At 33.1% G+C, this 26,617-nt stretch carries 21 protein-coding genes and 3 pseudogenes; 8 read left to right on the forward strand and 16 right to left on the reverse strand.

Annotation, left to right across the window (positions count from 1 at the left end):
* The first annotated feature begins 56 nt into the window (after positions 1 to 56).
* The 3 genes from P5P87_RS08565 (at position 57) to P5P87_RS08575 (ending at position 3,716) form a co-directional block, all read left to right on the forward strand.
* Complete coding sequence (locus P5P87_RS08565) at positions 57 to 635, forward strand: non-canonical purine NTP diphosphatase (protein ID WP_198857037.1); 579 nt, start codon at positions 57 to 59, stop codon at positions 633 to 635.
* A 203-nt stretch (positions 636 to 838) separates the two neighbouring features.
* Positions 839 to 2,761, forward strand: a complete 1,923-nt coding sequence (locus P5P87_RS08570) for a DEAD/DEAH box helicase (RefSeq protein WP_278022239.1) — start codon at positions 839 to 841, stop codon at positions 2,759 to 2,761.
* Between the two features lie 172 nt (positions 2,762 to 2,933).
* A complete protein-coding gene (locus P5P87_RS08575) occupies positions 2,934 to 3,716 on the forward strand; it encodes a carboxypeptidase-like regulatory domain-containing protein (protein ID WP_198857035.1) in 783 nt (260 codons plus the stop codon).
* A gap of 111 nt (positions 3,717 to 3,827) precedes the next feature.
* On the opposite strand, the gene P5P87_RS08580 is transcribed toward P5P87_RS08575, so the two are convergent.
* Entirely contained in the window at positions 3,828 to 5,288 is a 1,461-nt protein-coding gene (locus tag P5P87_RS08580; protein WP_278022240.1) for an aminoacyl-histidine dipeptidase, read from the reverse strand.
* Positions 5,289 to 5,495: 207 nt separating this feature from the next.
* Between P5P87_RS08580 and P5P87_RS08585 the strand changes: the two genes are divergently transcribed.
* From P5P87_RS08585 to P5P87_RS08595, 3 genes are all read left to right on the forward strand, one after another.
* Positions 5,496 to 6,557, forward strand: coding sequence for a DUF3810 domain-containing protein (locus tag P5P87_RS08585; RefSeq protein WP_278022241.1), 1,062 nt, complete (start codon positions 5,496 to 5,498; stop codon positions 6,555 to 6,557).
* A 152-nt stretch (positions 6,558 to 6,709) separates the two neighbouring features.
* Positions 6,710 to 7,204: an RNA polymerase sigma factor gene (locus P5P87_RS08590; RefSeq protein ID WP_008462500.1), complete on the forward strand. Its 495-nt coding sequence runs from the start codon at positions 6,710 to 6,712 to the stop codon at positions 7,202 to 7,204.
* Positions 7,205 to 7,212: 8 nt separating this feature from the next.
* A complete protein-coding gene (locus tag P5P87_RS08595; RefSeq protein WP_278022242.1) occupies positions 7,213 to 7,845 on the forward strand; it encodes a hypothetical protein in 633 nt (210 codons plus the stop codon).
* Between the two features lie 209 nt (positions 7,846 to 8,054).
* Here the strand turns inward: P5P87_RS08595 and P5P87_RS08600 are convergent, their stop codons facing one another.
* Positions 8,055 to 8,864 carry a lysophospholipid acyltransferase family protein gene (locus P5P87_RS08600; RefSeq protein ID WP_177210259.1) on the reverse strand — a complete coding sequence of 270 codons (810 nt, stop codon included), beginning with the start codon at positions 8,862 to 8,864 and terminating at the stop codon, positions 8,055 to 8,057.
* 126 nt (positions 8,865 to 8,990) lie between these two features.
* Complete coding sequence (locus tag P5P87_RS08605; RefSeq protein WP_278022243.1) at positions 8,991 to 9,641, reverse strand: NUDIX hydrolase; 651 nt, start codon at positions 9,639 to 9,641, stop codon at positions 8,991 to 8,993.
* 92 nt (positions 9,642 to 9,733) lie between these two features.
* Here P5P87_RS08605 and P5P87_RS08610 point away from each other — a divergent pair, with 92 nt between their 5' ends.
* A complete protein-coding gene (locus tag P5P87_RS08610; protein ID WP_278022244.1) occupies positions 9,734 to 10,174 on the forward strand; it encodes a DUF4268 domain-containing protein in 441 nt (146 codons plus the stop codon).
* A 161-nt stretch (positions 10,175 to 10,335) separates the two neighbouring features.
* Here the strand turns inward: P5P87_RS08610 and P5P87_RS08615 are convergent, their stop codons facing one another.
* From P5P87_RS08615 to mnmA, 4 genes and pseudogenes are all read right to left on the reverse strand, one after another.
* Positions 10,336 to 10,746 (reverse strand): hypothetical protein, encoded by a 411-nt coding sequence (locus P5P87_RS08615; protein WP_278022245.1) that lies wholly within the window; start codon positions 10,744 to 10,746, stop codon positions 10,336 to 10,338.
* A 20-nt stretch (positions 10,747 to 10,766) separates the two neighbouring features.
* Positions 10,767 to 11,712, reverse strand: a pseudogene (locus P5P87_RS08620) (NAD(P)H-dependent flavin oxidoreductase).
* Between the two features lie 8 nt (positions 11,713 to 11,720).
* Positions 11,721 to 13,328: a S8 family serine peptidase gene (locus P5P87_RS08625; protein WP_278022246.1), complete on the reverse strand. Its 1,608-nt coding sequence runs from the start codon at positions 13,326 to 13,328 to the stop codon at positions 11,721 to 11,723.
* Between the two features lie 44 nt (positions 13,329 to 13,372).
* Positions 13,373 to 14,561, reverse strand: a pseudogene (gene mnmA, locus P5P87_RS08630) (tRNA 2-thiouridine(34) synthase MnmA).
* Between the two features lie 345 nt (positions 14,562 to 14,906).
* On the opposite strand from mnmA, the gene P5P87_RS08635 reads away from it, so the two are divergent.
* Positions 14,907 to 16,784 carry a PEP/pyruvate-binding domain-containing protein gene (locus P5P87_RS08635; RefSeq protein WP_278022247.1) on the forward strand — a complete coding sequence of 626 codons (1,878 nt, stop codon included), beginning with the start codon at positions 14,907 to 14,909 and terminating at the stop codon, positions 16,782 to 16,784.
* On the opposite strand, the gene P5P87_RS08640 is transcribed toward P5P87_RS08635, so the two are convergent.
* The 9 genes and pseudogenes from P5P87_RS08640 to nagB form a co-directional block, all read right to left on the reverse strand.
* Positions 16,781 to 17,338: a DUF4956 domain-containing protein gene (locus P5P87_RS08640; protein WP_278022248.1), complete on the reverse strand. Its 558-nt coding sequence runs from the start codon at positions 17,336 to 17,338 to the stop codon at positions 16,781 to 16,783. The two genes, P5P87_RS08635 and P5P87_RS08640, sit on opposite strands and share 4 nt — an antisense overlap.
* 39 nt (positions 17,339 to 17,377) lie before the next feature.
* On the reverse strand, positions 17,378 to 18,427 hold the full coding sequence (locus P5P87_RS08645; protein WP_278022249.1) for a tetratricopeptide repeat protein: 1,050 nt from the start codon (positions 18,425 to 18,427) through the stop codon (positions 17,378 to 17,380).
* 150 nt (positions 18,428 to 18,577) lie between these two features.
* A complete protein-coding gene (locus P5P87_RS08650; RefSeq protein WP_278022250.1) occupies positions 18,578 to 19,303 on the reverse strand; it encodes a toxin-antitoxin system YwqK family antitoxin in 726 nt (241 codons plus the stop codon).
* 108 nt (positions 19,304 to 19,411) lie between these two features.
* On the reverse strand, positions 19,412 to 21,340 hold the full coding sequence (yidC, locus tag P5P87_RS08655; protein WP_278022781.1) for a membrane protein insertase YidC: 1,929 nt from the start codon (positions 21,338 to 21,340) through the stop codon (positions 19,412 to 19,414).
* A gap of 60 nt (positions 21,341 to 21,400) precedes the next feature.
* Positions 21,401 to 23,017 (reverse strand): CTP synthase, encoded by a 1,617-nt coding sequence (locus tag P5P87_RS08660; protein ID WP_278022251.1) that lies wholly within the window; start codon positions 23,015 to 23,017, stop codon positions 21,401 to 21,403.
* Between the two features lie 216 nt (positions 23,018 to 23,233).
* Entirely contained in the window at positions 23,234 to 23,623 is a 390-nt protein-coding gene (locus tag P5P87_RS26105; RefSeq protein ID WP_422854089.1) for a DUF2752 domain-containing protein, read from the reverse strand.
* Positions 23,624 to 23,635: 12 nt separating this feature from the next.
* Positions 23,636 to 24,046, reverse strand: coding sequence for a DUF4190 domain-containing protein (locus tag P5P87_RS08665; protein ID WP_278022252.1), 411 nt, complete (start codon positions 24,044 to 24,046; stop codon positions 23,636 to 23,638).
* A gap of 104 nt (positions 24,047 to 24,150) precedes the next feature.
* The gene (locus P5P87_RS08670) at positions 24,151 to 24,381 is read right to left on the reverse strand and encodes a DUF3820 family protein (RefSeq protein ID WP_008462478.1); all 231 of its coding nucleotides are present in this window, start codon (positions 24,379 to 24,381) and stop codon (positions 24,151 to 24,153) included.
* Between the two features lie 295 nt (positions 24,382 to 24,676).
* Positions 24,677 to 26,607, reverse strand: a pseudogene (gene nagB / locus P5P87_RS08675) (glucosamine-6-phosphate deaminase).
* Between the last annotated feature and the right edge of the window lie 10 nt (positions 26,608 to 26,617).

The raw sequence follows: 26,617 nt of genomic DNA on the forward strand, positions 1-26,617 counted from the left end.
ATATCAAATATAAGAATTCTAAATTTGTGTTGAAAATCATTTAAAACTTTAATTCTATGAAACTTGTTTTCGCTTCCAATAACAAAAATAAAATCGCAGAAATTCAGAGTATGCTTCCAGAGAGTATCAAAATATTAAGCTTAGAGGATATTAATTGTTTGGAAGATATTCCAGAAACCGCCGATACAATTGAAGGAAATGCAATTTTAAAAGCTGATTACGTAACTCAAAAATATGGTTATGATTGTTTTGCAGATGATACAGGTTTAGAAGTTCTTGCTTTAAATGGTGAACCAGGAGTATATTCAGCTCGATACGCCGGAGAACAAAAAAATGCAGATGATAACATGAATAAGCTTTTGGAGGCTCTAAAAAATGAAAAAAATCGAGATGCGCAGTTCAAAACCGTTATTACTTTAAACTTAGAAGGAAAACAATATCTATTTACCGGAATTGCGAAAGGAGAAATTACAAATACAAAAACCGGAACAAACGGATTTGGTTATGATCCTATTTTTAAGCCCGAAAATTTTGACAAAACCTTTGCAGAATTACCCTTAGAGACCAAAAACACTATAGGTCACCGCGGAAAAGCTGTTAAGCAACTGATTGATTTTCTGAACACCACAAAATAATTGTTTAAAATACAACATTTTAGATGCTAAATTTTAGATTTTGAGACGTGTTTTTCGGCATATTTCTTCATTTAACACGAAAATTTATTTCAACAAAAACGTAACTTTTTGATAATCAATTCTTAACAAATACATAATTCTTAAAATTGCATTAGTTTATCTGAATAATTAGCAGTAATTTTGCACCCTATTTTAAAACACATATGAATAAATTTGAACAATTAGGATTGAATGAATCGTTACTGAAGGCGATTTTAGATCTAGGATTTGAAAATCCGTCAGAGGTACAGGAAAAGGCGATTCCCCTATTATTGGAAAAAGACACGGATATGGTTGCGTTGGCTCAAACAGGGACAGGGAAAACGGCAGCTTTCGGTTTTCCGCTAATTCAAAAAATTGATGCCGACAACAGAAATACACAAGCATTAGTTTTATCGCCAACACGCGAGTTATGTTTACAGATTACTAACGAACTTAAAAACTACTCAAAATACGAAAAAGGTATTAATGTGGTAGCAGTTTACGGAGGAGCTAGTATAACAGAGCAAGCAAGAGAAATAAAGAGAGGTGCACAAATTATTGTGGCAACTCCAGGAAGAATGCAAGACATGATTAACAGAGGTCTAGTAAACATTAAAAATATAGATTACTGTATTTTGGATGAGGCTGACGAAATGTTAAACATGGGATTCTATGAGGATATCGTATCTATTTTATCAGATACTCCAGACGAAAAAAGTACATGGTTGTTCTCTGCGACTATGCCGCAAGAGGTTGCTAGAATTGCAAAACAATTTATGAGCGAACCAGTTGAGATTACTGTTGGTGCTAAAAACTCAGGTTCATCTACAGTTTCTCACGAATTTTATTTAGTTAATGCTCGTGACCGTTACGAAGCATTAAAACGTTTAGCCGATGCTAATCCAGACATTTTCTCAGTAGTCTTCTGTCGTACAAAAAGAGACACGCAAGCTATTGCTGAGAAATTAATTGAAGATGGATATAGCGCCGCTGCGTTACACGGAGATTTATCTCAAGCGCAACGTGATGGTGTAATGAAATCGTTCCGTGGAAGACAAATTCAGATGCTTGTTGCTACTGACGTTGCTGCACGTGGTATTGACGTTGATAACGTAACTCACGTTGTGAACTACCAATTACCTGACGAAATCGAAACTTACAACCACCGTTCTGGCCGTACAGGTAGAGCTGGAAAATTAGGTACTTCTATTGTAATTGTTACAAAAAGTGAGTTACGTAAAATTTCTTCTATCGAGAGAATCATCAAACAAAAATTCGAAGAAAAAACTATTCCATCTGGAATTGAAATCTGCGAAATTCAGTTATTACACTTAGCTAACAAAATTAAAGACACTGAGGTTGATCACGAAATTGACAACTATTTACCAGCAATCAACAATGTTCTTGAAGATTTATCTAAAGAAGAATTGATCAAGAAAATGGTTTCAGTAGAATTTAATCGTTTCATTACTTATTACAAGAAAAACAGAGATATTTCTGTTCAATCTGGTGAAAGACGTGAAAGAGGTGATTCTGAACCAAGAGAATTCAGCAATAATGGAGCAGTTCGTTATTTTGTAAACATCGGTTCTAGAGACAACTTCGATTGGATGTCATTAAAAGATTACTTGAAAGAAACATTAGATTTAGGTCGTGATGATATCTTTAAAGTAGATGTTAAAGAAGGATTCTCTTTCTTCAACACAGATCCACAGCATACAGACAAAGTAATGGACGTTTTAAACAACTTACAATTAGAAGGTCGTCGTATCAATGTTGAGATTTCTAAAAATGACGGTGGCGGAAGACGTGATCACAACAACCGTGGTGGCGGACGTAATTCTGGCGGACCAAGAAGAGAAGGAAACTTTGCTCCTAGACGTGAAGGCGGATTCAGAAGCGATAGAAATTCTTCAAGAGACGGTGGATCACGCGAAGGCGGATCTCGTGACGGAGGTTTTAGAGGCGATAGAAACTCAGCTCCTAGAAGAGATGGTGGTTTTAGAAGCTCTGCTCCAAGAAGCGAAGGTGGTTCAGATAGAGCTCCAAGACGTTCAGAAAACTTCGGCGATAGCTCAAGACCAAGAAGATCTAGAAGAGATTAATCATTTAAGATCTTAAAATATAAATCCCAAATTCCTATTTTATATGGAATTTGGGATTTTTTCTTATATCTAATAATCTTATCAATGTCTTTGTTAATTTTCTTATAATTAAATTCCAAGACTGCGAGATATTTAATCCCGATTTACTACTTTTAGTGCTTTAAATCAGGATATGAAATATTTCGCAGTTTTCTTTTTTACACTTATCGCTAACCTTGGTTTCGCGCAAGATACACAAGATGCACAGCCAACAGTTCCACAAAGAGTTTCAGGTTATGTTATTAACGACGACAGCAAACAACCGCTTGCTGGCGTAAATATCATTAACACCAACAAGGTGCGTGGTGCAAAATCTGACGAAAAAGGGTATTTTGAAATTGATGTGCAAGTCAATGACACGCTTCATTTTTCTATTCTAGGATTTCAATCGCTAAGAATTAGAGTTACAAACGACTGGATTAAGAATAAAGTAACTAGAATTCAGCTTACAGAAAAAGCGATTGCTTTGGAAGAAGTGGTTATTGCACCTTTTTCCCTAACAGGTTATCTTGAAATTGACTCTAAATTAATTCCAACAAAAGAAAACTATCGTTATAGCATTTCAGGTTTAACGCAAGGTTACGAAGCCGGAGAATATGCTCCAAATGCTTTCGGAAAAGTTCTCGGTTCGATTTTTAACCCTGCCGACATGCTCTATAATTTCTTTGGAAAGAACGGAAAAGAGCTCAAGAAGCTAAAGGAAATGAAAAAAGACGATACCGTACGAACACTTTTAGAGTCCAAATACGATCGCGAAACGGTTGCAGTATTATTAGGCATCAGCAAAGATGAAATTCCTGAAATTATGCATCGTTGCAATTATTCTGATTCTTTCATTCAATCTGCAAACGATCTTCAAATTATGGATGCAATCAGTGCTTGTTACGAACAGTATAAAGTTTTGAAAAGAAATTAATATTTTCTCATAAAAAAATCCCCAATTTTTCAATTGGGGATTTTTTTAGTCGCAGTTTTAAGTCTCAGTTTACAGTTTTATCGAACTGAATACTGCGACTGAAAACTATTTTTATTTAACTGGAATATTCTCTAAAATCTCTAGTACAAATTTCCAATATTTCTGTGCAGAAGAAATACTTGCTCTTTCGTCTGGAGAATGCGCTCCGTGAATTGTTGGACCAAAAGAAATCATATCCATATCTGGATAATTTGTTCCTAAAATTCCGCACTCTAAACCAGCGTGACAAGCCACTACTTTTGGTTGTTCTCCATTTTGTTTTTCGTAAATATCTTTTAAAACTTCTAAGATTTCAGAGTTTACATTTGGTGTCCAACCTGGATAAGAACCAGAAAGTTCTACTTCGCATCCAACTAATTCAAACGCAGAACGTAACGAATTAGCTAAATCAAATTTTGAAGATTCTACAGAAGAACGCGTTAAACATCCAACTAAAATTTCACCGTCTTTAATTACTACACGAGCAATATTATTTGAAGTTTCAACTAAATCGGCCATATCAGCACTCATTTTATAAACTCCATTCTGCGCCGCGTAAATCGCTCTGATGATTCCTTCTTGAACACCAAGTTCCATTACTTTTTCCGGTAAATCACCTTTTACGATTTCAATTGATAAGTTTGGTTCAGTTGTTTTGTACTCAGCTTTGATATCAGAAATGATTTCCTGCATATCATAAACATAAGCCTCATCAAACATTTGAGAAATGATTACTTTGGCAACGCTTTCTCTCGGAATTGCATTTCTAAGACTTCCTCCATTAATTTCAACAATCTGCAAACCAAAGTTTTCGAATGCATCAAATAATAAACGATTCATGATTTTATTTGCATTTCCTAGACCTTTATGAATATCCATTCCTGAATGCCCACCGTTTAAGCCTTTTACTGTAATAGTATAACCAACAGAACCTTCTGGAACTTCTTCTTCATGATATGCTCTTGTAGCAGTTACATCAATTCCACCAGCACATCCAATATCAATTTCATCATCCTCTTCAGTATCCAAATTCAATAAAATCTGACCTTGCAAAATTCCGCCTTTTAGATTTAAAGCTCCCGTCATTCCTGTTTCTTCATCAATTGTAAATAAAGCTTCGATTGCAGGATGCGGAATATCTTTGCTTTCTAGAATTGCCATAATAGTCGCCACTCCTAACCCATTATCAGCTCCAAGTGTTGTACCGCGTGCGCGAACCCAGTCACCATCAACATACATATCGATTCCTTGTGTATCAAAATCAAAAACAGTATCGGCATTTTTTTGATGTACCATATCTAAATGTCCTTGCATTACGATTGGTTTACGGTTTTCCATTCCTGGAGTTGCAGGTTTTCTGATAATTACGTTTCTGATTTCATCTTCGAAAGTTTCTAAACCTAAGCTGTTTCCAAAGTTTTTCATAAACTCAATTACACGCTCTTCTTTCTTCGATGGACGAGGAACAGCATTTAGATCTGCAAATTTGTTCCAAAGTGCTTTTGGTTCCAGATTTCTTATTTCTTGACTCATTATATTTTGTTTGATGTTTAACAATTAAGAGCTTCAAAGTTACAAAGTTTAATTGCTTTTTTTGCCACGAATTACACTAATTAGCGCAAATTAAAACGGATCTAAAATTGAATAAATCAATAATTAACGAAAATTCGCAGAATTCATGACGAACTTTTTTTAATCATTCGATATTGTATTTATATTTACGTATCTAAAATTTACCTTGTGAAATCAAAATACGTTTTACCTTTATTTCTAATAGTTCAAATCATTTTTTATAAAATCCTTCCATACTTCCCTGATTTTGTTGAAGGTTTTTACAGTAAAAATTTATTTGCTAGGATTTCACATTTTTCTAGAACAGTTTTAGGTAATATTCCGTTTTCTGTCGGCGACATTATTTATGCTATTTTGATGATTTCTATAATTAGCTGGTTTTGGAAAATAAGAGGGACATGGAAGACGAATTGGAAAGATCATCTTTTAAAAATAATAGGCAAAATTTCTGTTTTTTACTTTTTCTTCCATTTGCTTTGGGCTTTCAATTATTATCGCAAACCTCTTTTTGAAAAAATGGAAATCAAAAGAGAATATACCGATGCTGATCTTTTGGCTTTCACTAAAAGATTAATTGCAAAGACGAATGAAGTTCAGTTTCAAATCACAAAAAATAAAAGCTCTAAAATTGTCTTTCCATATTCACAGAAAGAGTCATTTAACATGATTTTAAACGGTTATGATAATTTAGCAAAAGAACATCCTTATTTTGAATACAAAACCTTAAGCGTAAAAAAATCATTGTTCAGCCTTCCTTTAACTTATATGGGATTTGGTGGTTATTTAAATCCATTTACAAACGAAGCGCAAATTAACGACTTATTGCCAATGTACACTTTTCCGCTAACCACATCTCACGAAATGGCACACCAGATTGGTTTTGCAAGTGAAAGTGAATGCAATTTTATTGGCCTTTTGGCTTCTGTCAAAAATGACAATTTATATTATCAATATGCAGGATATAGTTTTGCATTACGTTATTGTCTCGGAATCTGGCAGTTTAAAAACGAGAAAATTTTTGAAATATTAAAGAAACAAGTAAATACGGGAATTTTAAAAAACTATCAAGAAGACCAAGATTTCTGGAAAAAATATGACACATTTATAGACGAAGGTTTTCATTTTCTATGGGATAGTTTTTTAAAAACAAATAACCAAAAAGATGGAATGAAAAGCTATAGTAAGTTTATCGATTTGACGATTAATTACTATAAAACAAGAGAACTATAAAGTTTGCCACGAATTACACAAATTAGCACAAATTTTAAAAAACTCAACTTTAATCTATTCTGTTTTAGAAGTAATTCGAGAAATTTGTGTAATTCGTGGCAAAAATAAAACACCAACTGTAACAAAAATGATTTCATAACTACTAATACATTATGAGCGAAAATCTAGAACAGTCATTTGTTGCGCAGCTGCAGGCAAATCAGAATATAATCCACAAGATTTGTAGATTATATACTGCTGGTGAAGATGCTCATAAAGATCTGTTTCAAGAGATTACCATTCAGCTTTGGAAAGCTTATCCAAAATTTAGAGGCGACAGTAAATTTTCGACTTGGACATATCGTGTTGCCTTAAACACAGCGATTACCTTATACCGCAAAACCAAAAGAACTATATCGACCGTAGATTATGAAAACCACCAACATTTTGTAAAAGATGTTGACTACAATTATGAAGAAGAAGAACAGATTAAACTGATGTATAAAGCAGTTTATCAATTAAATGACATCGAAAAGGCATTAGTTTTTATGTATTTAGAAGACAAAGATTATCAAGAAATAGCTGAAACCTTAGGAATCAGCGAAGTGAATGCGCGCGTGAAAATGAACAGAATTAAGGGGAAACTTAAAAAAATACTAAATCCTTAAAAATTATTATGAAAGAACTGGATTTACTAAAAAAAGACTGGCAAAAGAACTCAGGTTCTTTTCAACAAATTTCTGAAAACGAAATCTACAAGATGATTCATAGAAAGTCATCTTCTATTGTAAAGTGGATTTTAATTATCAGTATTTTAGAGATTTCCTTTTGGACTTTTTCGAACTTATTCATCAATACAGATGATGTACTGCGAAAGATGAATCATCCTGAAATTGTAACAGCTTTAGAGTTTCTAACGTATTTCAATTATGTTGTCGTTTTAATTTTCGTTTACATTTTTTATAAAAACTACAAAACAATTTCGACCACAATAGCCACAAAATCTCTAATGAGTGCTATTTTAAGAACTCGTAAAACGGTACAATATTATGTTTGGTACAATTTAGGAATGATTGTAATTACAGCCATTTTGAGCTTCTTTATTGCTTTTGTCTACAATCCAGATATGGAGTTCCTTAGAAACAAATTAGCAATGAACGGAAAAGCCATGTTTGTAACAATAGGCATTCTATTCTTAGTAATCTTAGGTTTCTTTGGATTGTTCTGGTGTTTCTACAGAATTATCTACGGAACGCTTTTAAGAAGATTGTATGCTAATTATAAGGAGTTGAAGAAAATAGATTTCTGAAAAAGGTTCTAAGGTTCTGAGACGCTAAGGTTCTAAGTTTTTCTACTTGAAACCTAAAACCACAAACACAAAAGCCTGATAAAAAATCGATTCGTCACCCTGAGCGATCCCGAGGCTTCGGGAGAAGGGTACAAAGTTAGGCTTTGACTTCGCTCAGCCAGACAAAGCAAACTTGAAACCTTAAACTTGAAACAAAATAAAACTAACTTTTAATAATCCCAACGTCTTAATTTATTCAGTTCTTCTTGTACTTTAATTTCTTCGGCAGGAATAACTTTTAAAAATGATGGATGTTGTTCAATTGCGTATTCTACTTTTTCTACAATTTGTTCGATTGTATCATTTTCATAATCAATATCTAGAGGTTCTTTGATGATGAAAGATTGCAGAATTCCTTTTTTCTTCATTCGAAGTCCTTTTTTATCAAATGATCTGCGGAAACCATCAATTACAATTGGAATAACGATTGGTTTGTGCTGTTTGATAATATGTGCAGTTCCTTTACGAACAGGCTTAAATGATTTTGTAGTTCCTTGAGGAAAAGTAATTACCCAACCATCTTCAAGAGCAATTCTAATATTTTCAGTATCGTTTGGGTTCACTTCACGTTTTTCGGTAACATCAACACCTTTTGCGCGCCATGTTCGTTCAACGGTAATTGCACCGACATAAGCCAAAATTCTCGGTAGCAAACCAGCTTGCATAGTCTCTTTTGCCGCAACATAATAAATGTTCATTTTAGGTTGCCACAGATAACCAATATTTTTAATTGTATCCTGACGTCCAGATAAACTCGCATTAAACACATGAAACATCGCTACCACATCTGCAAAATAAGTCTGGTGATTGGATATAAACAAAACATTATTATCTGGAAGCGTTTTAATAATCTCAGATCCTTCAATCTGTAATTCATTAAAACCTCTATATCTTCTATGAGTCATGGCTCCCAAAATACGGATTAACCATTTCTTGATGAATAATATATGCCCAAAAGGATTTCGTTTAAACAATCCCATAACTAATTTATCTTATTTTTTTGTTAGGTCGCAAACATACAAAAATTATTCTTTTAGCAACAGTATAAAACAATTTCTCCAATTAAGAGTTATCCAAATGAATATCAAATCATTAAATAAACTTTATCAAATTTCTTTTGCAATAACTGCTTGCAAAACATCTCTCAATTCACTCAAAATCATCGCCGTGGCTCCCCAAACAATATGGTTCTGAATATTAAAGGCTGGAACTAAAATATTTGCCCCATAAGAAGTTGATAATCTGGCTTCGATAATAATATCATCATTTAAAAAAACAGACAAAGGCAATTCTATAATTCCGGCTACCTCTCTTATATCAGGGTAAAAAGAAAGTTCTTCTGTTGCAATTCCTAAAAACGGATGCACCAAAAAATTACTTGGCGGAATATACATTGGAGAAAAACGCTTAACTATATTTATTTTGTCACTAGTAATTCCTACTTCCTCATGTGTTTCTCTAAGTGCTGTGGTTTCAAAATCTAAATCTTCCTTTTCATACTTGCCTCCCGGAAATGCAATCTGAGCCGAATGAACACCATCATAAGCGTTTCTAACAATCAAAACAAGATGCGTTTTTTCTTGTTTTGGATAAAAGAGCATCATTACTCCAGCCATTCTTGCATTTAACGCTTCGATATCAAGATTTTTTAATCCTTCTATACGTTCTTTGGGTGCCATTTTTAAATGTGAGGTTACTGCTGGCAGCTCTACAGGAATTATATTGGGAACATATTTCAAAAAGTCTTGAAAATTCATAATCAAAGCTTATTTTTGTACTTTCAAATAAAACATAAATATACTCCAGAAAACGCAGTACCACAAGTTTTCTATTATTAAAGCCTAAAAAAATGTACAGCAAAGAAGAATCGCAAAGAATAAAAAGAGAATTTTGGGTAGCTTTTGCCGAAAAATATCCTCGTAAATGGGTGCTTTATGATACAAAGATCAAAGACTTTTCTTTTAAGTTTTATGTTGACAACAAAAAGGCTCAGGTTCTAATTGACATTGAACACCGAAGCGATGAAAAACGTATTGCTTATTTTGAAAAACTGGAAGCTTTAAAAAATATTTTAGAAGAAGAATTTATTAAAGATTTAGTCTTTGAGAAAAACCATACTTTAGAAAGTGGTAAAACCATCAGCAGAATCTGGGTTGAAAAACTTGGCGTTGGTTTCAGCAATAAAAATACTTGGGATACTATTTTTGATTTTTTCAACGAAAATATGCACGCTCTAGAAATGTTCTATTTAGAATATGATGAGTTTATTAAGGATATTGATTCTTTGTAATCTAAGACGCTAAGTTTCTAAGTCTCTGAGATACTAAGTTTATATAGTAAACCCGACAGATTTTAAAACCTGTCGGGTTTATTATTTTTAATTAAATCTGAAATACTTATAATCTAAAAAAACTTAGTCCCTCAGAACCTTAGCATCTTAGAAGCTTATTTTTAAACTGTAATAATATTATAGACAATAATACGATTGTCATAATTAATGTATAATTGTTTTCTGTAATCTTGCTTTTTTCGGGTGATAATTGACAGTTTGCATTCTTTTCCGTCATTATCTTTACACATAAAAGAATAAACAATATCGGTATCATTTTCTTCTCTTTCAATATAATCTAAGATATTGTACAACTGAATTTCCTGAGAATATACTACAATCCTGTGTTTATTGGTATCTAAAACCACCGAAAGATTTACCAGATCAAGATTAGACCATTCTCCCCACTTACCTCTTTCATTTTTCTCTAGAACACTAAATCCTGATGTTTTAAAATGATAAGACTGACTCTGAACCTGTTGCAATCCAAAAACTAAAAATAGTAACAATATGTAGGGGCGTAGGGAATTCATAAAATATTTCTTGCAGGTAATTAAAACTCAAAAGTACTCTTTTCTTTGGATGCGACTTCAAATTCGGCAATCATTTGTTGAACAATTTGCTCAACTGGTAAAATTTCATGAATCAGACCTGCTACTTGTCCAATTTCCAATTCTCCCTCATCCAAATCTCCTTCAAACATTCCTTTTTTTGCTCTAGCCCTTCCTAAAAGCTGAACCAATTCTTCTTTGGATGGACATTTTTGATACAAATCCTGAACATCCTGATAAAATTTATTTTTTATTAATCGAACAGGTGCTAATTCTTTCAAAGTCAATTGCGTACCTCCTTCTATAGTACTAACTATAGTTTCTTTAAAATTATTGTGTGAAGAAGATTCTATAGATGCCGCAAAACGGCTTCCAACTTGAACACCATCTGCTCCAAGAACCATTGCGAGCAAGCATTCCTCTTCCTGTAGCAATTCCTCCAGCTGCGATCAACGGAATCTGGATTTTTTCTTTTACCATCGGAATCAAAGTCAATGTCGTGGTTTCTTCACGTCCGTTATGACCGCCAGCTTCAAAACCTTCGGCTACGACCGCATCCACACCAGCATCTTGTGCTTTTAAAGCAAAAACGCTACTGCTAACCACGTGAACAACTGTAATACCTCTTTCTTTCAAAAAAGAAGTCCAAGTTTTAGGATTTCCAGCGGAAGTAAAAACAATTTTAACGCCTTCTTCAACCACAATATTCATGATTTCTTCGATATTAGGATATAACATCGGAATATTGACACCAAAAGGTTTGTCAGTTGCTTTTTTACATTTTTGAATGTGCTCTCTTAAAACTTCTGGATACATAGAACCTGCACCAATAAGCCCAAGTCCGCCTGCATTACTAACTGCTGATGCTAATTTATAACCACTGTTCCAAATCATTCCGCCTTGAATGATTGGATATTTTATATTGAAAAGTTGGGTGATTTTATTCATTAAGAAAATTATTGCTTGATTATCTTTCCTGTCTTATGCAGTTTATTGGCATCAAAACTATAAAAATAAAGTCCGCTTTGTAAAGATTGCAAAGACAGAACGGGATTTAAATTACTAATTTTTTCTTCAATTAACTTCTGTCCTAAAACAGAATAAATAGTTACTGATGCTGTATTGTCTTCGTTTAAAAAAGAAAAAGTAATCGATTTTTGAGTTGGGTTTGGATAAACCGAAAAAGCAGTTTCGGCAATAAAATCATCAACACTCAAAGTTGCTCCAAAATTTGGTATTCCATATCCATAATTATTATCTGGATTGGCATATCTATCAGCAGATTTTACAATCATTTGCCTGATTTCTTTATTGGTTTTAGTTGGAAAAGCCTGCCATAAAGAAGCCGCCATTCCTGCCATTATCGGACATGAAAATGACGTTCCGCTTGCTGTGCCAATATTGCCATTTGCATCAGAAACTACCGCCGATGCCCCTTGTGCCATAACATCTGGTTTTATTCTTCCATCATAAGTTGGTCCGATAGAACTGGAACTAGCTCTTACTTTAGAGGCATTAACAGAACCAACTGTCAATACTGAAACCGCATCTGCAGGCGAACCAATATGTTTTTCTACTTGAGTTCCTTCATTTCCAGCAGATGCCAAAACCAAAATTCCTTTGCTAAAAGCAATTTCGGCACCACGAGAAATAAAAGTCGTGATTCCGTTCATCTCGCTATACGTATGATTGTATCTGATTTCGTCTCTATCCAGAAAATATCCTAATGAAGTAGTAATTATATCGACTCCTAAAGCATCTGCCTTTTCTGCGGCTTCTACCCACAGCGACTCTTCTAATGGAATCTCTTGAGCTTGAATTTCTGTAATAAAAAGATAATATGAGGCATTTGGAGCAGTTCCAACTAAAGAATTTGCTTTAAAACCTCCCATTGTTGAAAGCACCGAAGTCCCATGAGAATCGCCCGTATAGAAATTGCTATTTCTGGTAGTATAATCATAACCGCCTAGAATTTTATTATTATTTCTAAGATTTTCAAATGGTTGTGCAGTATTAACGCCAGGAAAACCGCCGTCCATAACGGCTATAATTTTTCCTTCTCCAGTAAAATTCTGCTGATGCAGAACTTGCCCGTTTAACATCTGAATTTGATTCGCAGAATTTCCGTAAGAATAATCAATTGTAGTTTTTAACTGTTCGTGAACTTGGTTTGCCGAAGCTTCAGAAACTCTTTTCCCTGTAGTATTTAAAGTTCTATCTGCAAACTCTACCCTAGAAACAAAAGACAGTGATTTTAAGGCGTTAATGTTCGATTGAGTTCCCTGAATATGAAGTGCATTCAGCCATTTTGATTGCGCTTTTACCGTAATTCCTGCACTTGATGTAATTTGATTTACATACGAAGTTTCCAAAGGAGCATCAGTAATATCTAAAGCAATATTCTGGCTAGTTCTTCGATCCAAGGATCTTTGTGAAAGCTCGCTTAGCGGATTGTCATAAAAAGCTTGTGCATTAGGTTTACCATTAAAATAAACCCACGCATCTTCTTGTGAAAATACTGTAAACGAAAGAAGTAATAAAAGAAAAGTAAAGCTACATCTCATCAATTTATACCTTAAAGGGATTTACTCCCAAATAAAGTATAAAGCTAAGAAATTACTCCCGAACCAACTAATTCATTTTCTAAATACCAAGCAACAAATTGTCCTTCTGTAATAGCAGACTGCGGTTCTTCAAACTCCACATACATTCCGTCTTCAAATTGATATAAAACAGCTTTTTGCAAAGGCTGACGGTAACGAATTCTCGCCATTACTTCCATTTTTTCACCAGCTTTCAGAGTCATGTCTTCTCTAATCCAGTGTACTTCAGATTCTCCAACAAAAAGTGCTTTTTTAAACAAACCTGGATGCTGGCTTGACATACCTGTATAAATAGTATTGGTTTCAACATCTGTAGCAATTACAAACAAAGGATCTGTTGTACCTCCAACATTTAGACCTTTTCTTTGTCCAACTGTAAAATAATGAGCACCTTGGTGTTTTCCAACTACTTTCCCCATTGTTGGAAGATATTCTACTTTTTGAGACTCTAATTTTAGTCTTTCTTCCAAAGAAAGTTCAGTCGATTTCTCAACAGTATAAATCGGATCATTTTTATCAATCTGAACAATTTTGCCATCTTTTGGCTGTAGTTTTTGCTGTAAAAATTCTGGAAGACGAACTTTCCCAATAAAACACAAACCTTGCGAATCTTTCTTTTCAGCTGTAACTAATTCCATTTCAGCGAGCAATTTCGCGCACTTCTGGTTTTGTTAAAGCTCCAATAGGAAACAAAGCTTTTGACAATTGTTCTTGAGACAATTGGCATAAAAAATACGATTGATCTTTGTTAACGTCATTTCCAGCAATTAATTGATAAACCGGTTTTCCGTCCACTTCAATTTCGCTTTTTTGGCAATAATGTCCTGTTGCTACATAATCTGCACCAAGACTTAAAGCGATTTTCATAAACACATCAAATTTGATTTCGCGGTTACAAAGCACGTCAGGATTTGGAGTTCTTCCTTTTTCATATTCGTTGAACATGTAATCAACGATTTTTTCTTTGTATTCTTCGCTTAAATCAACAGTTTGAAACGGTATTCCAAGTTTTTCAGCAACAAGCAAAGCATCGTTGCTGTCCTCAAGCCACGGACATTCGTTAGAAATAGTAACCGAATCATCGTGCCAGTTCTTCATGAAAAGGCCTATAACTTCGTATCCCTGCTGCTGCAATAAATATGCTGTAACACTAGAATCTACCCCACCTGAAAGTCCAACAACTACTCGTTTCATTTTGAAATGTTTAATTTTTTAAGGTTGCAAAGGTACACCAAATAATAGAAAATTTCACCATGGTTTTCATTAGTTTAAGCAATCCCGCAGTAGATAAAACTTATTCTATTTTTGCTCGTTGAACGAAATCGAATAATTAATAGAATAAAAATCAAATTTGATCTGCTAAAATCTTTTAAAATCTGCGTGAAATACTTTTTTCGATCGATAACTTTCACGCAGATTTATACAGATTAAAGCAGATTTGCAAAGATTTAAATTTAATTGGATAATGTAAAATTGACAAAAACAATTTCACCCAATGAGTTCTTTTTTTAATTACATTTAATCATCTATTTGTATTATATGAAAAAATTCATTTACAGCTTATTTTTCCTTTTCATCTTAACCTCTCTAAGTGCACAGCGATTTAGCGCGTCCCTGCCAAATTATGAAGCTTACAAGGCATTTAGAGGAAAACCTTTGTCTGATAAATTTTCGAATATTGAATCAGTGAAGGTAATTTATGATATGCGAAAACAGAAAATGTATTATTTCAACAGTAACCTTATTTTGCTTCACTATGATTTCGTTGTTAATTATTTAGGCTACAGCCAAGATCTTGAAGTATTCAACAATGAAAATTACAGCGATACAGAAAAAAACAGAGACTTTCTTCTCGGAAATTTAAACCACATAAAAGGAACAGATAAGTGGATTTTCGAACTTGCTGCATCCGATCATATGCCAGTTCCATTAATTGAACGTTTTTTTGGTATGGTTAAAAATTCCACATTTATTGGCGAAAAACTAAAATTCTATTTGAACAATCCCGATATGATGCAATGGTATCAAGAACAGAAATTCAAAATTCCGTGTGTTAAATCAGATTATATTTTTGGCGAAATCAAATATCAAGAAGTTGTTCGAGGAACTAATATTGGAATTCTAAAAAAATACAAAATCAAGGAATTGGAATCCACAAAGCCTAATTCTGACGAAATCATTATTTTGGATGGAACACCTGATATTCTTCCAAATGTGCGAGGAATCATTGTAAATGAACTCCAGACGCCTTTAAGCCATTTGGTACTTCTAGGAAAAAACAGAAAGATTCCGATTATGGCTTATACCAATATTGAAAAAGATAACAATATCAAAAAACTGCTTTCTAAAAAAGTAGAATTAAAGATAGAAGTCGATACTTTCTTCATCAAAGAAACAACCAAAAAGATTCCAGTAAAAACATCTGGAAAAAAGAAAAAGCTCATTATTGATAATAGCATTACCGAATTAGTGAACTTGGCTGAAATTCCAAAAAAGGGAGTTAATTATATTGGTTCAAAAGCACAAAACATGGCGTATTTAATAGCTATTTCAAAAGAAATTCCATTTAAAGTACCCGAAAATGCGCATGCTATTCCGTTTTACTATTATACAAAGCATATTCAGAATCCTGCTATTTCTCCATTAATTGCTGAACTTTTAACTTTTCCCAAAAAAGATTCTACAATTTGGATCAATAAACAGCTTAAAAAAATTAGAGACGCTATTAAAAAAGAACCTATTGATCCTCAATTAATTTCAAAATTGAACACCGCTTTTAAAGATGCAAAATTCAAAAATTTCAGATTTCGTTCTTCTACAAACGCAGAAGATTTGGATGATTTTAATGGCGCTGGATTGTACGATTCAAAAACTGGAATTATAGGTGATTCTATCAAAACTTTCGAAAAAGCCATAAAACAAGTTTGGGCAAGTGTTTGGAATGAAGCTTCGTATAACGAAAGAGAACTTTTTGGAATTGATCAGCAAAATATTGCTATGGGCGTTTTAGTTCATCGTTCGTTTCCTGACGAGTTAGCAAATGGCGTAATTATTACCAAAAATATATTTAGAGAAAACTTTCCTGGAATTACGGTTAATGTTCAAAAAGGAGAAAATTCGGTTGTTAAACCCGAAAAAGGAGAAATCTGCGAACAATTTGTCGCTTATCATTTTAATGACGGAAAAGACGAAACCGATTTTGATATCGATTATACTTCCAATTCCAATTTAAACAATAATCAGCCTTTATTGATCAGAAAAGAAATGAGTAATCTGTATGATGTCAGCAAAAAAATTGAAACCAAAATGTATCGATATTGGCGTAAAAACCAATTTCATCCTGTAGATATTGAGTTTAAAATTGTCGGCGAAAAAAGAGATTTATACATCAAACAAGTTCGCCCTTTCAACGATTAATAGAATACTAATAAATCTATTTCGTTGTTTGCAGTATTGATTAGTACAATTCTAAAATCAAAATCTTCAATCTTAATTTTCTCTTGAATTGATTTTCTAATTATCTCTGTCTTTAAAGAAAAATTATCGTCAAGAGGAATTTTCATGTCAACGGAATTTAGATATTTTGACGCTTTCTTATTGACAATAATTGAAGCCGCGATGTAAAATCCGATGATAATAATTTGAAAAAAGAGCAACAATTCAATCTTTTCAAACGGATACATAATGTCTAAAATAGACAATGTGATTGTTGCAAATAGAAAGATGATTGCATTTACTGTAAAGGATTGTGTCCTAAAACGGAGTATTGAAAAAATGGCAAATAATCCAAACCCTATTCCGACACCAATTTCGATTTTAGTAAAAAGATAACAAAGAGAAAAAGTACAAAGTCCTACAATAACCATTAGTGGATTTATAGTAGCATTATCTTTTCTGTTGGAGAAAAAATACAAGATCAAAATCGAAAAAAACAACAACAAAAATCTTCCTAGAAGCTCTTTTAAATCCATTTTATAAAAATATTAGCAAATTAAAATTAGATCTTTTTATTACTTAAAACCCCATTTATAATTTTTAGACCATTCATAAAAATCATCAAGTTTATTCTGATTTTTTTTATGCCATTTTACAACATCATCTGTTTCAGCATCAACATACGCAATATAAGCAAAAGGCTCTATTAGCTTTTTATTTTTCATTTCTATAAAATAAGGCGCCAAAAAATTCCAATAAAAACCTTGATTTTCTTTTTTCCCTTCATCTAATGAAGCACAAATCACTTCAATTTTTCGAATAAAATTCTCTACTTCAGTTTTTTTGATATTCTTTTTATCAAAATCTAAACTAGCGGTTATAGAAAGTATTAAATCTGTACTAGAAAAATCATTTTCTTTTTTTACTCCTGTAGAATCTGGAAGCGTTGATGAATCGATATTAATGGTTATTGCTTTTTCGCCGGTTTGTGTTACCCCTTTCATCAAGAGACCTTTTAGGTTTTCAAAATTCTTCTTCGATCTATTGGTTTGCGGCTCTACAATTAAAAATCTTGAAAAAGCCAGAACAGCAGGAATCCTATTAGAATTTGATTCTAATATACCAATAGCGTTTAATGAACCAGGATGTTTTGGATTTATAGCCAGAGACCTTTGAAAACATGAAATAGCTTCAGAACTATTATTTAGATTTGCATAACAAATTCCTTTATTAAAATACAATTGATAATAATCTGGAAACTTTCGTATTCCTTCTTCGTAGATTTTTAATGCTTCTTCCGTTTTATTTAAATGATCTAGTGCATTTCCATAATTTACATAAATATTTTGCAGTCCGCTATTGGGATGCGTTGCAATAGCATGTTTTGAAATAGTAATAACTTCATCAAACTTCTTTATTGAGTTTAAGGTTAATGATTTCTCGATTAATGCAAACAAATTATCTTTATCAAGACTTAATGCGTTATCATAAATTTTGATAGCACCTTCATAATCGCCCTTATCATGAAGAACAATTCCTTCTTCAACTAATTTATCTGCATCAGCTTGATTTTGTGCATAAACACCTGTAAACAACAAGAGAAATAGCAAAGTTTTTACTTTCATAAACGTTAAAATTTAAGTTATAAACTTACTATATTTTACTTATATAAAAACAAATTTTACAAGAAAACAGTTGCAAAAAAAATGGACTCAAAAATTCATTTAAGTCCATTGATTCGTTTATTAATTAAATTTCTAAAATTGAAATCAAAATTATTTCTTTGAAGTTCCTACTTTTTCAGAAGCTTTATTCGTGTTTTTAGGATCGCTCATATTCACTTCTTTCACTAATTTTCCTTTCTGATAAAACTGCCACATTCCAGCTTTTTTACCATTCACAAATTTACCTTTAGAAGCAACCGATTTGTCTGAATCATAAAAAACGGCATCTCCATTATATTCGTTATCTTTAAAGTTAGATTCTTCCAAGAGTGTTCCGTCTACTCCCATTTTCTTATATGCTCCTTCTTTTAAACCATTTTTGTACATCATCTCTTCAGCAATTTGAGCATTTGGGTAATAAATAGTTTTTAAGCCTTCTAATTTTCCATTTTTATAATTCTCAACTGTCATTAAAACTTTAGAAGCTTTGTGATAATATTTCCATTCTCCATCACGTACTTTTCCCACTTCTTTTCCTTCGCTTACCTTATTTTTATTTTGATCAAAAAAAATAGTGTACGAACTTCCATCATTTGCACTAAAATCTCTTGTAGCGATAACGTCTCCTTTTTTTGTATCATCAAAAAATTTAAAAACACCCGTTTCTTTTCCGTGATCAAAAGTTCCTTCGTAACGTGGGCGTTTAGATTCGGCGTAAGTTCCTTTCCAAAGTCCATCTTTTTTTCCAGCCGCATCTAGCTTGTTACTTTCTGTCTGCGCATTCAAAATTAATGTTATTAGGAATAATACCCCAGATATGATATTTTTTGAGATCATAATAAATTCTATTTTTTAAGCTTAACGAAAATCTTAATTATAAAGTATAATGGTATAAAAAAATCCCGATAAATCGAGATTTTTTTTATTTAGAATTATTTCTTCTTTTTATTCTGTGCTTGAGCTTTTGTCTGCTTCTTGCTGTTCCATTACATCTTGAAGACGCTGTTGGAACTTACTTGGCTTTTTAGGCTCTCTTTGTTTGTTTTCTTGAATTTGAGCGTGAATTTTATCACTGTCTACAATATAATTCTTGATAACAAACATAATTCCGATTGTAATTAAGTTTGAAATAAAGTTATACAAACTCAATCCTGATCCGTAATTATTGAAGAAAATCAACATCATTAATGGCGAAACATAAATCATGATTTTCATCATTTTTGCCATATCTGGCATACCTTCTTGCTGAGGAGCTGCCATTTGTTGGTCTCCTGAAGTCATTTTCATGTAGAAGAAAATCGCAATTGCCGCCAAGATTGGGAACAAACTGATGTGATCTCCGTACATTGGAATATTGAATGGTAATTTTACCACCGAGTCAAAAGAAGATAAATCGTCTGCCCAAAGGAAGCTTTTTTGTCTTAATTCAAATGCTGCAGGGAAAAACTGGAACGATGCATACATGAAAGGCAACTGAATCAATGCCGGAATACATCCTGCCATTGGGTTTACACCTGCTTTGTTGTACAGTTTCATTGTTTCCTGTTGTTTCTTCATTGGGTCTTTTTTGAATTTTTCTCCCAACTCTGCAATATCAGGTCTTAAAACTTTCATTTTAGCCTGAGACAAGAATGACTTATAGGTAATTGGCGACATGGCCAATTTGATGATAATTGTAAAGATAATAATCGCAATACCTAATGATAAACCGATTGTTGAACTTAAGAATCCGAATAACGGAATGAAAATCCATTTGTTGATCCATCCAAAAATTCCCCATCCTAATGGAATAATCTTTTCGAAGTTTTTATCGTAAGCTTTTAATGTTTTGTAATCTGCAGGACCCATATACAAATTCATTTTGTAATCGATCTCTCCATTTGAAAACGCTAAAGGTAAATTAGCTCTAAACTGTTTTGTGAAAACAGTATCAATTTTATCATCTTTAACTAAATCGTCAGATTGTAATTTTGAAGTTTCAAAAGGTTTATCTGTAGATAAAATTGTAGTAAAGAAATGCTGTTTGAACGCTACATAACTAACTTTTGTAGGAGTTTCTTCTTTACCTTGTCCGTGCGAACTTACGTTGTTGTATTTTGATTCTTCGTATTTGTAATCAATTTGTGCATAACGGTTTTCATACGCAACGCTTTTTTCGTTTCTGTATGTTTTTAAATCCCATTGCAAATCAACTGGTTTAGCAGAATTTAAAACTCTGTTTAAACCTTGAGAACGAATATCAAAACCAACTAAATAATCGTTTGGTTTAAGAATGTATTTATATTCTAAAAATTCATTAGCTCCAGCTTTCAAACGCATAGAAAGAACTTGGTCTGCACCAATTTTTTCTAATGTTGGCTCAAAATATAAATCTTTAGAATTTAATGTTCTATTATCTGTAGTAAGAAGCTGTAAATTTAAGTTTGAGTTATTATTTTTAATTAACTCAACTAACTCACCAGAACCTTTTTTTAATCTTTCGAATTCTTTTAAAGTAGCTTCAACAATATATCCTCCTTTATTAGCAATCTTCAATCTTAATTTTTCGTTTTCGATTGTAGTAAAAGCTTCTTTTGCAGAAGGAAGTGTTGCAGAATAAGCAAATCCTCCTAAAGTTTTTTGCAATTGCGCCAATTGAACTGTATCTCCAGGAGTTACAGCTGCAGCTGGTAATGATGCCGTTTTTGCTTTATCTGCTTTTGCTTGTGCTTCTTGTTTAGCAACTAATTCTTTCTTGGCTTTTTCAGCGGCGATTTCTTTTTCAGAAGGCTGATTTTGATACATAATCCAAATCAAAATTCCAAAGATCAATACAAAACCAATGATTGAATTGAGGTCTAATTTTTTTCTTCCATTATAATTTAAAAAAGTTATTCATTGAAGCTTATTAGTAATGAGTTTGTCTCAAAAGTTACAAGTTTCTCAAAATATTAATTACTGTTTTTTATGCGCATTTACTGCAGCTGCCACAAAGTTCACAAAGATTGGATGCGGATTTGCAACTGTACTCTTGTATTCTGGGTGGTATTGTACACCAATGAAAAACGGGTGGTTTTCAAGCTCTACGATTTCTACTAAACCTGTATCAGGGTTAACTCCAGAAGCTTTTAAACCAGCTTTTTGCAATTCATCAGCATATTTATTGTTGTACTCATAACGGTGGCGGTGACGCTCCGAAATAGTTTTTTCTCCGTAAATTTTATACGCTAAAGTGTCTGGTTTAATATCGCATTTCCAAGCACCTAAACGCATTGTTCCTCCTTTATCGGTTACATTTTTCTGTTCTTCCATTAAACTCACAACCGGATGAGACGTTTTATCGTTCATCTCTGTAGAGTTTGCTTCTGCATAACCTAAAATATTTCTAGAATATTCGATAACAGACATTTGCATTCCTAAACAAATTCCGAAGAAAGGAATGTTGTTTTCACGTACAAAACGAACTGCTTCGATTTTTCCTTCAATACCTCTTTCACCAAAACCTGGAGCAACTAAAACTCCGTCTAGAGAGCCTAATTTCTCTTCTACGTTATCAGCATTGATATGCTCTGAGTGAATAGAAATTACGTTTACTTTTGTTTCGTTTGCAGCTCCTGCATGAATGAACGCCTCTAAAATAGATTTGTAGCAATCCTGCATTTCTACATATTTCCCAACCAAACCAATGTTTACTGTTTGTTTTGGGCTTTTTAATCTTTTTAAGAAAGTATTCCAGTTTTTAAGATCTGGAGATGCTTTTTTAGGTAAATCTAATTTCTTTAAAGCTACAACGTCTAATCCTTCTTCAAGCATTAAGTTTGGAACTTCATATATAGTAGAAGCATCAATTGACTGAATAACCGCTTCTTTCTTCACATTACAGAATAAAGCTAATTTCTGGCGTAATTCCTGAGACAATTCATGCTCTGTTCTACAAACCAAAATATCTGCTTTAATACCGCTCTCCATTAAAGTTTTAACAGAGTGCTGTGTTGGTTTTGTTTTCAACTCACCTGCAGCAGCCAAGTAAGGAACTAATGTCAAGTGAATAACAATTCCGTTATTTTCACCTAACTCCCAAACTAATTGACGAACAGATTCTATATAAGGTAGAGATTCGATATCACCAACCGTTCCACCAATTTCAGTAATTACAATATCATAATCGCCAGATTTACCTAGCAATTGCATTCTGTCTTTGATCTCGTTTGTGATATGAGGAACAACCTGAACTGTTTTTCCTAAAAATTCTCCTCTTCTTTCTTTTTCAATAACCGAAAGATAAACTCTTCCTGTAGTAACATTATTAGCCTGAGAAGTAGGAACGTTCAAGAAACGCTCGTAGTGCCCTAAGTCTAAGTCCGTTTCAGCTCCATCATCTGTCACATAACATTCTCCGTGCTCGTACGGGTTTAGTGTCCCCGGATCTACGTTAATATATGGATCAAATTTCTGAATTGTAGTGCGGTATCCTCTTCCTTGTAACAATTTTGCCAAAGATGCCGCGATAATCCCTTTTCCTAATGAAGAGGTCACACCTCCTGTAACAAAAATATATTTTGTTTGATTCATTCTGTTGTTTGTTTGTAAGTAGTTGTGTAAAAAACTTGGCAAAAGTACAAATTTAATTAGACAATTTATCAATTCCAGAATGAGATAATTTTTAAAATTTTAAGCACATTTTATTTTATATACTTCCCTATCAATTATATTATCAAAATGAATGCTTTTTATCATTATTAGCTAAAAATTCATAACTAAAACTAAAAAACACAATGTAATTAATTTCTAATAAGGGAGTATTAAATTATAAAAACAAAAAAGGAAAGAAATTGCACTTATAGATACATCAAAAATTAATACTTTTTTGAATATGGAAAAAGAAATGATCCAATTGATCAAAAATCTAGCTGTAAGCTGAAAGAAAAAGAAACAAAAAATTTTTATAGAAAATGGATTGTAAGCAATCGCTTCTTGAAAATGAAATCGAAGGATTTGAGAAAAAGCTCTTGTAAGTCCGCGGCTTTTACAGTATGCCAAAGGCAATCCTTCACAGGATGATTGCAAACCAAAATTTAAATAGGGAAGAAAAAAGCAATAAAAAAAGACAAACATAATTAGGAAAGCCAGAATTACGTTTATCTTTTTATAAGAATCAATTTCTTGGGAAAGAAACATTTATTCAAGAAATTATTTTACAGTAGTTTCTATTGTAGTAGAATCTACCTGTACTTTTACATTTAAAGAATCATCTGTTTCTATTTTTTCTATTTTGACAGAATCTAAAGCTCTCTTAATTTCATCTTTGTGTTCTAAAGCCATAGAACCTACTGAGCCTACAAAAATAGCAACCCAGATAATAACAAAAACTGTTGTCGCGATTCCTAAATAAAGACCCGCTTTCGGCAAAGACGTCGATGCATTTTCTTTTTTTGCTTGATTTAAAGCAATAGCTCCAAACACAATCGCAAGGACGCCAAATATTACAGCTATAAAACCAAAGCAAGGGATAAATGCTGCCAATACACCTATAATACCAAAAATTAAAGCGATAATACCTAGCGACTGACCAGCATTTGAAGAAGGTAAATTGTTTTCCATAAAAAATTGTTTTGTTAGTTCAGACAAAAATAGAAAACGACTAACACAAACTATAACTATAGAATCTAAGTTATTAACAATTAAATTAACCTTCTTTTTCTGAATTAAGGTTTTGGATATTGTTTTTTGATATTTCGAATCAATTCTTCCAATCCGTTCAATTTCAACTCATAAATTAATTGTAACTGCTGTCCTAATTCTCCTTTTGGAAATCCTTTGTTATGATACCAAACCACATAATATTCAGGTAAATCTATCAAATATTTTCCTTCGTATTTTCCGAAAGGCATTTTGGTGTGGGCTAATTTTATGAGCTGTTTTTTGTCTTGATCCATAGTTTTTAAGAAGAAAGAAGCAAGAAGAAAGATTTTATAGATTTTCTGCTTATTTCATTTTATACAAAACTACCATTTATTTTTTCTTTTGCCACAGATTAAAAGGATTCTCACAGATTATAACTTAGCTTCTCAGCAACTCAGCAACTTAGAATCTAAACAAAAAAAGAAGCAAGAAAAAAGAACCTATTTTCGTTCCCTCTTCCTGCTTCAAAAATATTATTTAAGCTTTATTACTAATTTTCTAAAAGACTAAAAAAAACTTAGAATCTCAAAACCTTAGCAACTTAGAATCTTAATAGTGCCATCTCACAAAAGCCTCCATTGCGACGATAAGTCGCAAGACCTAATTGGTGGTACAATTCTGCTGTTTCACGGTTTCTGTCTTCTGCTCTCTGCCAGAACTCTCTTGCGTCTGTTCCTTGAAAAACAACACCGTCTTTTTGAGATTGGTGTTTGAAAATTCCGTGACGTTTTGCCAAAACCTGATCAGGGCTCATTGGAACCGCCATTTCAACTTCGTCAATTCCCCACTCTTGCCAAGCTCCACGGTATAACCATAACCAGCAGTCGTTCATGAATTCTTTTGGTTTTAAAACTTTTACCGCTTCAAAAATAGCATCTAAACAAACTTTGTGCGTTCCGTGTGGATCTGCTAAATCTCCAGTCGCATAAATTTGGTGTGGTTTAATTTTTTCAATTAAATCTACTGTCAATTGAATATCTTCTGGTCCGATTGGTTTTTTCTCGATTGTTCCTGTTTCATAGAAAGGCAATTCCATAAAGTGAATCTGAGAATCTGGAAGACCAACAAAATGACTTGTAGCTCTCGCCTCTCCTTTTCTAATTAAACCTTTAATATAACGAACTTCTGGAATATCAATTTCGCTGTTCTTTTTGTTCTGTAAGAATGCTTCAGCTTTTTTGTAGATATTATCTGCCTCTTCGCTTTTGATTCCGAATTTTTCGTTGTAATCAATTACGAATCTTGCGAAACGTAAAGCTTCATCATCAGCAACTGCAATGTTTCCAGATGTTTGGTAAGCTACGTGCACTTCGTGCCCTTGCTCTTGTAAACGCATAAAAGTTCCTCCCATACTGATAATATCGTCATCAGGATGCGGACTGAAAATCAATACACGTTTTTTTGCCGGTTCTGCTCTTTCAGGACGATTTGTATCATCTGCATTTGGTTTTCCACCTGGCCAACCCGTAATTGTATTTTGTAATTTATTAAATATCTTAATGTTAGTATCGTAAGCTGGACCTGAATCTGCTAACAAATCACTCATACCGTTTTCGATATAATCAGCATCTGTAAGCATTAAAATTGGTTTTTTAAGATCCAATGCCAATCCTAAAACTGCTTTACGAGTTAATTTGTCTGTCCAAACGATTTTTTCAACCAACCAAGGCTTGTTGATTCTCGTTAATTTTGAAGAAGCTTCTTTGTCTAAAACAAAAACTGCGTTGTTATGCTCTTGCAAGAATGAAGCAGGAACTCTATTTGTAACTTCATCTTCAACAGATTTTTTTACAATGTTTGCTTTTCCTTCTCCCCAAGCCAATAAGATCACTCTTTTTGCTTCCATGATTTTTTTAACACCAAGCGTAATTGCAGTTCTTGGCGTATTATTTAAACCAAAGAAATCTTTACTTGCAAGCAACTCTTGTAATATGATCCAAAGCCACCAAACGAGTTTTAGAGTTTTGAAGCGAACCTGACTCATTAAATCCGATGTGTCCGTTTCCTCCAATTCCAAGAATCTGAAGATCAATCCCTCCTAAAGCTTCAATTTTAGCTTCATATTCGTGGCAGTAATCTGCAATTTGTTCTTTAGTTAAAAGTCCGTCTGGAACGTGAGCATTTTCAGGTAAAATATCGACATGATCAAACAAAAGTTCTTTCATGAAACGAACATAACTGTTGATTGAATTTGGTTCCATTGGATAATACTCATCCAAGTTAAAACTGATTACGTTTTTGAAACTCAAACCTTCTTCTTTATGAAGACGCACTAATTCAGCATACAAACCTTTTGGAGAAGAACCGGTAGCTAATCCTAAAATACAAGGTTTTCCTTCTTTTTGTTTTTCTTTGATTAAAGACGCAATTTCCTGCGCTACTTCTTTTGAAGCGTCCGTTGAATTTTCAAAAACAACTGTGTTAATGTTTTCGAATCGTTTTTCGAAACCTGTTGCTTTGTCGATTTTACTTTTTAACATGATATATTAA

Origin of the sequence: Flavobacterium ginsengisoli, from assembly GCF_029625315.1 — a bacterium.
GTDB classification, from domain to species: domain Bacteria; phylum Bacteroidota; class Bacteroidia; order Flavobacteriales; family Flavobacteriaceae; genus Flavobacterium; species Flavobacterium ginsengisoli.